9 protein-coding genes and 1 pseudogene are annotated in these 13001 nt (G+C 64.6%); 4 read left to right on the top strand and 6 right to left on the bottom strand.

The genetic code is table 11. The annotated features are described in order from the left end of the window. Positions 1-16: 16 nt before the first annotated feature. The 4 genes and pseudogenes from IB243_RS03590 to IB243_RS27050 form a co-directional block, all read left to right on the top strand. Positions 17-634 carry a TetR/AcrR family transcriptional regulator gene (locus tag IB243_RS03590; RefSeq protein WP_010458298.1) on the top strand — a complete coding sequence of 206 codons (618 nt, stop codon included), beginning with the start codon at positions 17-19 and terminating at the stop codon, positions 632-634. Positions 635-718: 84 nt separating this feature from the next. Then, a complete protein-coding gene (locus IB243_RS03595; protein ID WP_192425003.1) occupies positions 719-1831 on the top strand; it encodes an efflux RND transporter periplasmic adaptor subunit in 1113 nt (370 codons plus the stop codon). Next, a complete protein-coding gene (locus tag IB243_RS03600) occupies positions 1828-4920 on the top strand; it encodes an efflux RND transporter permease subunit (RefSeq protein ID WP_192425005.1) in 3093 nt (1030 codons plus the stop codon). Before IB243_RS03595 ends, IB243_RS03600 begins: the two co-directional genes overlap by 4 nt. 104 nt (positions 4921-5024) lie before the next feature. Then, positions 5025-5144: pseudogene (locus IB243_RS27050) on the top strand (SDR family NAD(P)-dependent oxidoreductase); the annotation flags it as partial. Positions 5145-5326: 182 nt separating this feature from the next. Here the strand turns inward: IB243_RS27050 and IB243_RS03605 are convergent. The 6 genes from IB243_RS03605 to IB243_RS03630 form a co-directional block, all read right to left on the bottom strand. Next, the gene (locus IB243_RS03605; RefSeq protein ID WP_192425007.1) at positions 5327-6661 is read right to left on the bottom strand and encodes a TolC family outer membrane protein; all 1335 of its coding nucleotides are present in this window, start codon (positions 6659-6661) and stop codon (positions 5327-5329) included. A gap of 82 nt (positions 6662-6743) precedes the next feature. Next, positions 6744-7085 (bottom strand): rhodanese-like domain-containing protein, encoded by a 342-nt coding sequence (locus IB243_RS03610; protein WP_057224394.1) that lies wholly within the window; start codon positions 7083-7085, stop codon positions 6744-6746. Positions 7086-7112: 27 nt separating this feature from the next. Further along, a complete protein-coding gene (locus IB243_RS03615) occupies positions 7113-7826 on the bottom strand; it encodes a protein-L-isoaspartate O-methyltransferase (RefSeq protein WP_192425008.1) in 714 nt (237 codons plus the stop codon). 34 nt (positions 7827-7860) lie between these two features. Continuing rightward, positions 7861-11052 (bottom strand): efflux RND transporter permease subunit, encoded by a 3192-nt coding sequence (locus IB243_RS03620; RefSeq protein ID WP_010458283.1) that lies wholly within the window; start codon positions 11050-11052, stop codon positions 7861-7863. Between the two features lie 15 nt (positions 11053-11067). Then, entirely contained in the window at positions 11068-12243 is a 1176-nt protein-coding gene (locus IB243_RS03625) for an efflux RND transporter periplasmic adaptor subunit (protein ID WP_192425010.1), read from the bottom strand. A 2-nt stretch (positions 12244-12245) separates the two neighbouring features. Further along, positions 12246-12965, bottom strand: a complete 720-nt coding sequence (locus IB243_RS03630; protein WP_010458279.1) for a TetR/AcrR family transcriptional regulator — start codon at positions 12963-12965, stop codon at positions 12246-12248. Positions 12966-13001 lie beyond the last annotated feature (36 nt).

Raw genomic sequence — 13001 nt, forward strand, 5'->3', positions numbered from 1 at the left:
CGGCTAAGCTGCATCCATGAAAAAATCAGACACCCCGGCTGTCCTGACCCGCGGCCCGGCCGACCATGAAGTGAGAGACCAAGTCGTCGCAGCAGCCACCCAGCACTTCAGCCGGTACGGCTATGAGAAGACTACCGTCTCGGACCTTGCCAGAGCCATCGGCTTCTCCAAGGCCTACATCTACAAATTCTTCGAATCGAAGCAGGCCATTGGCGAGATGATTTGCGCCAATTGCCTGCGCGAGATCGAAGGGGAGGTGAGGGCGGCGGTGGCACAAACCGATCTGCCCCCCGAAAAACTGAGGCGGATGTTCAAGACCATCATTGAGGCAAGCCTGCGCCTGTTTTTTCAGGACCGCAAACTGTTTGAGATTGCCACGTCGGCCGCCAGCGAGCGGTGGCCTTCGGTCGTGGCCTATGAGGAGCGCACGCAGAAGCTGATTCAGGACATCCTTCAGGAGGGGCGGCAGAGCGGAGACTTTGAGCGCAAGACGCCCGTGGACGAAACGGCGCTAGCGGTCTACCTCGTGATCCGGCCCTATCTCAACCCTCTGCTGTTGCAGCACAGTTTTGACTACAACCAGGAGGCGCCGGCACATTTGTCGAGCTTGGTTCTGCGAAGTTTGTCCCCTTGATCCAAAAATCCGCTTGTGACTATTGACTAAATTAGTCACAAGAAACAAAATGAAAGTCCTGATCACTTCGTCACTGGGACTTTCATGCTTTGGCGCCGCCTTTCTATCTCTGCCGTCCTCTGCGCATTGCCGTTTGCGCTGATCGCTTGCGGCCATGAGTCGCCGCCCGATCCGCGCACTCAATCACCGCAAGTACGCGTCGCCACGGTCCAAGAGGCCGGCGCCTCGTCGCGAACCTTCACCGGAACCGTAGCGGCCCGGGTTCAGAGCGACCTGGGCTTTCGCGTGCCAGGCAAGGTGCTAGAGCGGCTGGTTGACACAGGGCAGGCCGTCAAACGGGGCCAGGTGCTGATGCGCATCGACCCCGCTGATCTGAGGCTCGCCGTCCATGCGCAGCAGGAGGCGGTGGCTGCAGCCCGGGCACGCGCTCTGCAGACAGAAGGCGACGAAGCCCGCTACCGCGATCTGCGGGGCACGGGCGCGATATCGGCCACGGCCTACGATCAGGCCAAGGCGGCGGCGGACGCTGCGAAAGCCCAACTCAGTGCCGCCGAGGCGCAGGCCGACCTGGCTCTCAACGCGCGCCGCTATGCAGAGCTGGTGGCAGACAGCGATGGCGTGGTGGTGGAAACGCTGGCCGAACCCGGCCAGGTCGTGACCGCCGCTCAAGTGGTGGTGCGAATGGCGCGGGGAGGTCCGCGCGAAGCCGTCGTACAACTCCCGGAAACCGTGCGCCCCGCAGTCGGTTCCGCCGGGCAGGCCACATTGTTTGGCAAAGAGGGCGTGGTGGTGCCCACCACACTGCGGCAGCTTTCGGATGCCGCCGACCGGTTGACCCGCACCTTTGAGGCGCGCTATGTGCTCAGAGGCGAACTCGCCAACGCCCCCCTGGGCGCCACGGTCACTGTCCGGATTCTGGATGCAGCGTCTGCTGCGCCTGGCGATCTACTGGTGCCCATTGGCGCGCTGATCGACATGGGCAAGGGCCCGGGAGTCTGGGTCATCCGCGGCGCGCCCGCCAAAGTCTACTGGCAGCCCGTTGTGGTCGGCCACCTGACGGACAGTGGCGCGCGCATCACCGGCAAACTCCAGCAAGGGGAGCAAATCGTTGCGCTGGGTGCGCATTTGTTGCACGAAGGTGATCAAGTGACGGTGGCAGACCGGGCCGATGCCGCTGCAGCAGGAGTCCGCCCGTGAGCGCAAGCCGCTTCAACCTGTCGGCGCTCGCGGTACGCGAGCGCTCCATCACCCTGTTCCTGATCGCCCTCATCACGCTGGCGGGACTGGTGGCATTTCTCCAACTGGGCCGGGCGGAAGACCCAGCCTTCACCGTGAAGGTGATGACCATCGTGACCGCGTGGCCCGGCGCCTCCGCGCAGGAAATGCAGGACCAGGTCGCCGAAAAAATCGAAAAGCGGCTGCAAGAGTTGCGTTGGTACGACCGCTCCGAAACTTACACCCGGCCTGGCCTGGCGTTCACGACGCTGACGTTGCTCGACAGCACGCCACCTTCACAGGTGCAGGAGCAGTTCTACCAAGCCCGCAAAAAGGTGGGGGATGAAGTGGGCAACCTACCGTTGGGTGTGATCGGGCCCATGGTCAACGACGAATACGCGGATGTGACGTTTGCGTTGTACGCGCTCAAGGCGAAGGGCGAGGCACAGCGCGTGCTGGTGCGGGACGCCGAGACGCTGCGCCAGCGGCTTTTGCATGTGCCTGGCGTGAAGAAGGTCAACATTACGGGCGAACAATCCGAGCGCATCTATGTCGAGTTTTCGCACGAACGCCTGGGCACTCTGGGCATCAGCCCGCAGGACGTGTTCGCGGCACTCCACAGCCAGAACGCCCTGACACCTGCAGGGTCCGTTGACACCAAGGGCCCGCAAGTGTTCGTCCGCCTGGATGGTCCGTTCGACGAACTCCAGAAGATCCGCGACACGCCGGTGTCAGCGCAAGGCCGTACCCTCAAGCTGTCGGACATAGCCACGGTCCAGCGCGGCTATGAAGACCCGGCGACCTTCATGATCCGCAATGGTGGCGAGCCTGCGTTGCTGCTCGGCGTTGTCATGCGCGAGGGCTGGAATGGGCTGGACCTGGGCAAGGCGCTGGATGGTGAGGTGAGCGCCATCAACGCTGACCTGCCGTTGGGCATGGGCCTGACCAAGGTCACGGACCAGGCCGTCAACATCAGCGCCTCGGTCGATGAGTTCATGGTCAAGTTCTTTGCCGCACTGCTCGTGGTCATGCTGGTGAGCTTTGTCAGCATGGGCTGGCGCGCAGGCCTGGTGGTCGCGGCTGCCGTGCCACTGACCTTGGCGATCGTCTTCGTGGTGATGGCTGCGACGGGCAAGAACTTCGACCGCATCACGCTGGGGTCATTGATTCTGGCACTCGGACTCTTGGTGGATGACGCCATCATCGCGATCGAAATGATGGTCGTGAAGATGGAAGAGGGCTACAGCCGTGTGGCCGCGTCCGCTTACGCCTGGAGCCACACCGCTGCCCCCATGCTCTCCGGCACACTGGTCACGGCGGTTGGTTTCATGCCCAATGGCTTCGCAGCATCGACTGCGGGCGAATACACCAGCAACATGTTCTGGATCGTCGGCATTGCGCTCATCGCGTCTTGGGTCGTTGCGGTGGTTTTCACGCCCTACCTGGGTGTCAAGCTGCTACCCGACTTCAAAAAGGTCGAGGGAGGCCATGCCGCGATCTATGACACGCAGCGCTACAACCGCTTGCGCCAGGTGTTGGGGCGCGTGATCGCCCGCAAATGGCTCGTCGCCAGCGCCGTGGTGGGTCTTTTCGTGGTGGCCATCCTCGGCATGGGTATCGTCAAAAAACAGTTCTTCCCGATCTCGGATCGGCCAGAAGTTCTGGTCGAGGTACAGATGCCCTACGGCACATCGATCACGCAGACCAGCGACGCAACCGCAAAGGTGGAGGCATGGCTGGCGAAGCAGGCAGAAGCCAGCATCGTCACAGCCTATGTCGGACAGGGCGCGCCGCGTTTTTACTTGGCGATGAGCCCAGAGCTTCCCGACCCTTCGTTTGCCAAGATCGTGGTCAGCACGGGCAGCCAGGAAGAGCGTGATGCGTTGAAGCACCGGCTGCGCCAGGCAGTTGCCGACGGGCTGGCCCCTGAGGCGCGGGTGCGTGTTACTCAGCTCGTGTTCGGCCCGTATTCACCGTTTCCGGTCGCCTACCGGGTCATAGGCCCCGACACCGACAAGCTTCGCGAAATAGCGGCCGAAGTGCAACAGGTCATGACCACCAGTCCGATGATGCGCACAGTCAATACCGACTGGGGTACGCGCACGCCCACTCTGCACTTCACTTTGAACCAGGACCGGCTGCAAGCGCTAGGCCTGACCTCCAGCGCGGTGGCGCAGCAACTGCAGTTCTTCCTGAACGGTGTGCCTGTCACCGCCGTGCGCGAGGACATTCGCACGGTGCAGGTGGTGGCCCGCTCGGCGGGTGCTGTCCGGCTCGACCCTGCGAGGATTGCGGATTTCACGCTGTCTGGCGCCAATGGCCAACGCATACCGCTGTCTCAGGTTGGGAAAGTCGATGTGCGCATGGAGGAGCCCGTCCTGCGCCGGCGCGACCGGATGCCGACGATCACCGTGCATGGCGATATCGCCGATGGCGTGCAGCCTCCAGATGTTTCCACCGCCATCACCGCGCAGCTGCGGCCCGTCATGGACAAGTTGCCAGGCGGCTACCGCATCGAAGAAGCCGGCTCCATCGAGGAGTCGGGCAAGGCGACCCAAGCCATGTTGCCACTCTTTCCCATCATGCTGGCGGCCACGTTGCTCATCATCATCTTCCAGGTGCGCTCGATCTCCGCGATGGTCATGGTCTTTTTGACGAGCCCGCTAGGTCTGATTGGCGTAGTACCCACCCTGCTGGTCTTCGGCCAGCCGTTCGGCATCAATGCGCTGGTGGGCCTGATTGCGCTGTCAGGCATCCTGATGCGCAATACGCTCATCCTGATAGGACAAATCGATCACAACCAGCAAGAGGGACTGGAACCGTTCCAAGCGGTGGTTGAGGCGACCGTGCAGCGTGCACGCCCGGTGATCCTGACGGCACTCGCGGCGATCCTGGCCTTCATCCCTCTGACCCATTCGGTGTTTTGGGGGGCTCTTGCGTACACGCTGATTGGGGGCACCTTGGCGGGGACGGTTCTGACGCTTGTATTCCTGCCCGCCATGTATTCCATCTGGTTCCGGATTCGGCCCGACAACAACAAACCCCTTGAGGCCAGGGAGACACCGGTGTGAACGGGCGAAATCGCCCGTCCGCAGACCCGGAAACTGTGCCCAACGGCCCTCGTGTGCCGCTGAGCCGTCTGCATAACCACCTCACCCCCCAAGGAGCCAGCGCTGTGTCGAACTCCCCAGTTGTCGTTGTGACCGGTGTCTCATCGGGCATTGGCCGCGCCCTGGCCACCAAATTCTCAGAGCGAGGCTGCTGGGTTTTTGGCACCGCCCGCAATCTTGCAAAGACCGCATGCCCACAGGCCCCGTCGATTCAATCCTGCGAAAAACGCTTGGGCTTGGCTGAATCAGCGCCCGGGGTTCGGGGGCATGCGGACTTTGTGGCGAGGTTCCTCGCTACAGGCAGCGGATAGCCGGGGGCCGGCAAGCGGCCTTCTCTCGCCCTGCGCCGTGCTGCCCTATAGCCCCTTTATTTGACCAGCAGCGCGTTGATCGCCTCGACGTCCTGCTGCGTCAGCGTGCCTGCCGCCTGGCGCAGCTTGAGCGTGCCCAGCAGCACGTTGTAGCGGGCCTGGGCCAGGTCGCGCTTGGTCTGGAACAGCTGGCTTTGTGCGTTGAGCACGTCGATGTTGATGCGCACACCCACCTGGTAACCGAGCTTGTTGGCGTCCAGCGCGCTCTGGCTGGAGGCTTCGGCCGCTTCCAGGGCCTGCACCTGGCCCTGGCCGGACTGCACGCCAAAGAAGGCGGCGCGCGTGGCCTGGGCCACGTTGCGGCGGGTGGTTTCGAGGTCGGCTGCGGCTTTTTCTTCCAGCGCCAGCGTTTCCTTGACACGGTTTTGCACCGAGAACCCAGCGAACAGCGGCAGGTTGAAGGCCACGCCCACACTGGCGCTGTTGGTGCGGTTGTTCACGCCGGGCGACGTGATCGTTCCGTTGGGGTTGCGCGTGATGTTGTAGCCCACTTGCAGGTCCAGGGTGGGCAGGTGGCCGGTTTCGGCCTTTTTGATTTCCAGCCGGGCAATGTCCAGCGCGATCGCGGCCTGGCGCACGCCGGGCTGCTGGTCGCGTGCTGTATCGACCCAGGTCGCCACGTTGTCGGGCTGCGCCGTGGGCAATTGCACGGGCAGCGCCAGTGGCTGGGGCTTGGTGCCCGTGATGCCCACCAGCTGGTCCAGCGCCAGGCGCTTCACGCGCAAGTCGTTTTCAGCGGCGATTTCCTGTGCAACCACCAGGTCGTAGCGGGCCTGGGCTTCGCGCGAGTCGGTGACGGTGGTGGTGCCCACCTCGAAGTTGCGCTTGGCGGAGGCCAGCTGTTCCGACACGGCAGCTTTTTGTGCCTGCACGAAGGCCAGGGTGTCTTGCGCCGCCAGCACGTCAAAGTAAGCCTGGCTCACACGAACCAGCAGGTCCTGCGTGGCGGCGTCGAGCTGCGCCTGCGCCACGTCGATGCCGCGCTGGCCTTGCTCCAGCGTGATGCGGTTGGCGGGACGGTACAGCGGCTGCGATGCCTGCACGCCCAGGGTCTGTGTGGTGCCGGTGTTTTCGATGGGCGGGCGGCTCAGCTCCACATTGGCGCGGCTGAGTCCGGCCGTGAGACCGGCGCTGGGCAGCAGGCCCGCGCGGGCCTGGTCGGCGCGGCGGGACGCCGCATCGAGCTGGGCGCGGGCCGACTGCCAGGTCGTGTCATAAGTGCGGGCCGATTCCACGAGGTCCACCAGGCTCTGGGCGTGCACCGGGGCGCTCAGCGCCGCGCCGAGCGCCAGGGACAGAAGGGACAAGGAGCGGGGCCGGTGCGGTGTCATGGGGGTCCTTCGGGAGAGTCTGCGGTTCGAAATGGGAGCGAAACAGGTCAGAGGGTGGCGAGGCGGCACGTGCGACCCTCCATCAGTAGCGGGGTACGGCGGGGTCGTTTTCATGCGACCACGCATCGATGCCGCCCGTGATATTGGCCAGCTGCTCAAAACCGTTGTGCTGCAGGAACGCGGCCACGCGCAGGCTGCGTGCGCCGTGGTGGCACAGGCAGGCAATGGGGCGGGCAGGGTCCAGCTCGGCCAGGCGCGCTGCCAGCTCGCCCATGGGGATGGCCACCAGCTCAAAGCCATCCGCGCGCACGCTGGCGGTCTGCAGCTCCCAGGGTTCGCGCACGTCCAGCACCAGGGGCTGGCTGCCTTCGGGTGCGGCGGCAAACCAGGCAGACAGCTGGGCGGGGCGGACGTGATCGATCATGCAGAACTCCGAAGGATGAAATCAGACTCAGAACGTGAAGCCGGACGGCTCGGGGAAGTTCACCAGGCGTGGTGCGATGGTGTCCCAGGGCGACGTGGTCTCGAAACGGTCACCGGTGCGGCGGGTCAGCGTGAAGCGCATCACGGGTTCGCCACCCACAATGCCGCCCAGGCGGCCACCGTCGCGCAGCAGTGAGAGCAGGGCGGTGGGCACTTGGGCCACCGATCCGCTGAGCACGATCACGTCAAAAGGGCCGTCGGGAATGGCGTCACGGGCGCCGTCGTTCAGGCGCACATCGGCGTTCTGGATGCCCGCATCGCGCAGGTTCTCGCGGGCCATTTCGGCCAGTTCGGGGTTGATTTCGAGGGATACCACACGCTCGGCGCGGTGGGCCAGCAGGGCGGCCATGTAACCCGAGCCGGAGCCAATCTCCAGCACTCGGTCGGTCGGTTTGATCTGCAGGTCCTGCAGGATGCGGGCTTCCACGCGCGGCTGCAGCATGCTGTGGCCCAGGCGCACGGCCTCTTCGGCGTCGTTGCCCAGCAGGGGCACTTCAATGTCCATGAACGCCAGGCTGCGGTAGGCCGGGGGCACAAAGTCTTCGCGGCGCACCACGGCCAGCAGGTCGAGCACATCGGCGTCGAGCACGTTCCAGGGGCGGATCTGCTGCTCGATCATGTTGTAGCGGGACTGCGCAATAGGATCGCTGATGTTGGCGGACGTGTTCAGGGGCATGTTCATGGAATTTCTCCGTAGGAGGCAGGTGTCGGGACGATCAGGACAAACCCTTGATTTTAGGCGCTGCCGGGGCCCGGCCGAACTTGCGCAGCGCCCACTGTGCCAAGTCGTCCATGTAGCAATACACCACCGGCACCACCACCAGCGTCAGCAGCGACGAGGTGATCACCCCGCCAATCACGGCCTGGCCCATGGGGGCGCGCTGCTCCGAGCCTTCCGATAGCGCAAAAGCAAGCGGCACCATGCCGAAGATCATGGCCAGCGTGGTCATGAGGATGGGGCGCAACCGCACGCGGGCGGCCAGCAACAGGGCGTCCGCACGGGGCAGGCCCGGCACGGTCTGGCCCTCGTCGTTCACATGCTCCTCGCGGGCTCGGATGGCAAAGTCCACCAGCAGGATGGCGTTCTTGGTCACCAGGCCCATCAGCATCACCACCCCGATGATCGAGAACATCGACAGCGTGGAGCGGAACATCAGCAGCGCCAGCACCACGCCAATCAGCGTGAGCGGCAGCGAGGTCATGAGCGCCAGCGGCTGCAGGAAGCTCTTGAACTGGCTCGCCAGGATCATGTAGATGAAGATGATCGCCATGGCCAGCGCCGAGATGGCGTAGCCAAACGATTCCGCCATGTTCTTGGTGGAGCCGCTGAACTGGTAGCGGTAGCCGGGCGGAAAGCTCACGCTCTCCAGCGCCTTCTTGATGTCATTGGACACCTCGCCCGCCGAGCGCTGGGCCACATTGGCGTTCACGGCCACTTCGCGGGTCAGGTCGCGCCGGTTGATCTGGTTGGCACCGGTGGATTCGGTCACGCGGGCCACCTGGTTCAGGCGCACGATGCGGGTGGTGCCATCGGCGGCCGTCAGGGCAAAGGGCAGGCGCTCCAGGTCGGCCGGGGCGGTGCGGGCCTCGGGGGCCAGGCGCACATTCACGTCATAGGTCTGGTCGTCCGGAGCACGCCAGTTGCCCACCGTGGTGCCTGCCACCAAGGTGCGCAGCGATGCGGCCATGGGTGCCACGGAAAGGCCCAGGTCGGATGCCACTTCGCGCCGCACATCGAGGGCGATCACGGGCTTGTCGGGCTTTGCGCTGGTGTCCAGGTCCACCAGGCCGGGGATGTCACGGATCTTTTCGGTGACCACCTTCGTCAGGCGCTCCAGCTCCTGCAGGTCAGACCCCTGCAGCGAGAACTCCACCTGCTTTTGGCCGCCCACCGCATCGAGCAGGCCCACGTGGGTGATGGTGATGCCCGGCACGGTCTTGAGGCGCTCGCGCAGCACGTCAGACATCTGGTCCACGCTGCGGCTGCGGTCCTTGCGGTCCACCAGGCGCACATAGATATTGGCGTAGATCTTGCCCTGGGCATTGCCCGTGTTGATGGTGGCCAGCGTGTAGCGCACCTCGGGCATCTCGCGCAAGATACCTTCCACCTGCCGCGCCTTGGCCTCGGTGGTTTCGAGCGACGAGCCCACGGGGGTATAGAAATTGAGTGATGTTTCAGAGAAATCGGCCTTGGGCACGAACTCGGTGCCCAGCAGCGGCACCATGAAGACGCTCAGCACAAAAATGGCCAGCGCAATGCCCATCGTGGCCAGCTTGTGCACCAGCGACCAGCGCAGGATGCGCTGGTAGCCCTCTGCCAGCGCGTCGGTGGCACGGTCGAACCAGCCGGTGACGCGGCCGATGGTCTTGTCGTAGAAGGTGACAGGCTCTGTCTTCTGGCCGTGGGCGTGGATGCTCGGGTCGTGCCAGATGCTCGACAGCATGGGGTCGAGCGTGAAACTCACAAACATCGAGATCATCACCGCCGCGACGATGGTGATGCCGAACTCGTGGAAAAACTTGCCGATGATGCCGCCCATGAAGCCGATGGGCATGAACACCGCCACGATGGACAGCGTGGTGGCCAGCACCGCCAGGCCAATCTCCTGCGTTCCGTCCATGGCTGCCGCGTAGGCGCCTTTGCCCATCTGCACATGGCGCACGATGTTCTCGCGCACCACGATGGCATCGTCGATCAACAGGCCCACGCACAGCGAGAGCGCCATCAGCGTGATCATGTTGATGGTGAAACCGAACATGTTCATGAACAAAAACGTGCCGATCAGCGCAATCGGCAGGGTCAGCCCGGTGATCACGGTGGAGCGCCAGGAGTTCAGGAACAGGAAGACGATCAACACCGTGAGGATGGCGCCCTCAATCAGCGTCTGGCGCACGTTGTTCACCGCCACGCGGATGGGGCGGGCGCTGTCGCCAATGGTCTCCAGCCGCACGCCAGGGGGCAGCTGGTTTTTCAGTTCCACCACGGCGGCGCTCAGGCCATCCACCACTTCAATGGTGTTCTCGCCCTGCGACTTCTGCACCGACAGCAGCAGCGTGCGCTGGCCGTTGTACAGGGCCAGGCTTTCGACTTCCTGCGCGCCGTCGTTCACGCGGGCGACCTGGTCCAGCCGCACGGGGGCCCCGTTTTTGCGGGCCACGATGATCTTGCCGAAATCTTCAGGGCGCTCCATGCGCGCATCGATCTGCACCACGCGCTCCTGCGCGAGGGACCGGATGGAGCCTACGGGCAGGTCCTGGTTCTCGTTGCGCACGGCGGTGGCCACCTGGTCGGGTGTCACGCCAAAGGCTTCCAGCGCCTGCGGGTTCAGGTAGATGTTGATTTCGCGCTTGGTGGCGCCCACCAGGTTCACGGCGCCCACGCCGCGCACGTTCTCCAGGCGTTTCTTCAGGATCTGCTCGGCCCAGGTGGTCAGTTCGACGGCGCTGCGCGGCTTGGCACCCGCCGTGTCGTCTGGCAACACGGCCAACGACCACACGGCCCTGCTGGCTGGGTCAAAGCGCAGCACACGCGGCTCCTTGACCTCGGTGCGCAGCAAGGGGCGCACGGTGGCGACCTTCTCGCGCACGTCTTCAGCGGCCTTGCGGCCATCGATGTGGAGCTGGAACTCGATGATGACAACGGCCGTGCCCTCATAGCTGCGCGAGGTGAGGGCGTTGATGCCTGCAATCGAGTTGACGCCTTCCTCGATCTTCTTGGTGACTTCGCTCTCGACGATTTCAGGTGACGCACCGGGGTAGTCCACGGTGACCACCACCACCGGGAAGTCGATGTTCGGAAACTGATCGACCTTGAGGCGCTGGTAGGAGAACAGGCCCAGCACGACGATGGCGAGCATCACCATCGTGGCGAACACGGGGTTTTTCAGACTGACTTTGGTGAACCACATGGTGCGTCAGTGCTATCAGGGGGCTGCGCGGGATGCTGCTGGCAACGCCGTGGGGACCGCTGCGGCAGCCACCGCCACGGCCGTGCCCTCGCGCAATTGGCCGATCCGGCCCGCAACGACCACCGTGCCTTCGGGCACACCTTCCACCGCCACCAGGGTCTGGCCGCCCACCACGGCACGCGTGCCGGTCTTGACCTCTGCATAGGCCACGCGGCCATCCTTCAGTGTTTGCAGATAGGGCGCGGGCTTGTCGGTGCGCACGGCATCCAGCGGCACGGCCAGCACGTCGGCCCGCCCGGTATCCAGCGTGCCCTGCACAAACAGGCCTTGTCGCAGTGGCGTGGCGCCGGGGGCCTGCTCCACCCGCAGGTAGACGGGCACCGTGCGGCTGCCGGCCTGGGCGCTGGGGTTGATGCGCACCACAGTGGCAGGCACCGGGGCCGCGATGCCCTCGATGGTGAGTTGCGCCTTTTGGCCCACCCGCACCGCGACCGAATCCGCCGGATTGAGCAGTGCCTCGAGCTCCAGCCGCGACAGGTCCACCACCTCGATGATGCGGGCGTCCACCGCCACGCGCTCGCCCGGCTGGGCCAGGCGCTGCGCCACCAGCCCGCTGATGGGGCTCTTGAGCACCGTGTCCTCCAGCGCCTTGCGTGCCACGTCGGCCGCTGCCACGGTGGCCTGGTAGCTGGATTGGGCCGCCTCGAGGCTGGCCTGCGAGGTGACCAGTGCCGTGGCCGAGATAAATCCCTGGTCCACCAGTGCCCGGTTGTTGGTGTACTGGCGCTGGTTGATCTCCACCTGGGATTTGGCGGCGTCGGCCTGCTGCTGCGCCTGGCGCAACCGTGCGCGGGCCTCGGTGGGGTCGATGCGGGCCACTTCCTGCCCGGCCTTCACGCTGTCGCCCTCGCGCACCGTGAGACCTTGCAATTCACCGCCCACGCGGGCCTTGACCATGGCCGAATCCACCGCCCGCAAGGCCCCGGACACCGGCACCCCGAGCGAGAGGTTCTGCCGCCGCACTGGCAACACCTCATCGGCGGCAACTTGCAGCGGCGCCTGGGCGCGCTGCGCCGTGGCTTCGGTCAGCGCCTTTTGCTGCGCCTGCCGCGCCGCCATGGCACGCCACACGCCGCCACCGAGCAAGACAACAACGACGGCTGCCGCCATCCAGAGAATCCAGCGTTTCATGGTCAGGTACCGCGTGAGGGCGGCAAAGAAGGAGAGGAAGGGGAGGGGATGGGAGGCGACGCCGGGGGCCGCACCAGCAGCCCATGCAGCACGTTGTCGATCTGCGCCTCGATATACAACTCAGGCCGCAGGCCCAGCGAGTCTGGAATGCAGGCCCCCACCGAGTGCTTCCACATCATGAGGAAGATCATGGGCGCCAGCACCACGTGCACGATGTAGTCCAGTGGCACGGGGCGGAACTCGCCGCGCTCGATGCCGCGCTCGACGATGCGGCGGATCAGCGCCTGCCCCGGCAAAATCACTTCCTGCTGGTAGAACTCGGTAATCTCCGGGAAATTCTGGGCTTCGCTGAACATCAGCTTGGTGATGCCCGAGGCCTTGGTGGCGCCGATGCGTTCCCACCACACCTGGTAGCAATACTGCAGCAGTTCGCTTGTGTTGCCCTCAAAGGACTCCAGCTCCCCACGCCACTCTTCAAAGCGGCCCGCGATGTTGTGGCGCACCACGGCCTTGAACAGCTCTTCCTTGCTGGGGAAATACAGAAACAGCGTGCCTTTGGACACCCCGGCCCGCGCCGCCACTTCATCCACCCGCGTCGCGGCAAACCCCTTTTCGACAAAAAGGTCCAGCGCGGCTTCCAGCAGCTCACCCGGGCGGGCTTCCTTGCGGCGCTCGCGTTTGGTGCCAGCAGGGGCGTTGGGTGGGGTGGATGTGGGGGACAAGGGGTGAATTTCGTTAATGACTGACCGGTTAGTAAT

The sequence above is a fragment of the Acidovorax sp. ACV01 genome (assembly GCF_014851495.1).
Lineage (GTDB): Bacteria > Pseudomonadota > Gammaproteobacteria > Burkholderiales > Burkholderiaceae_C > Acidovorax > Acidovorax radicis.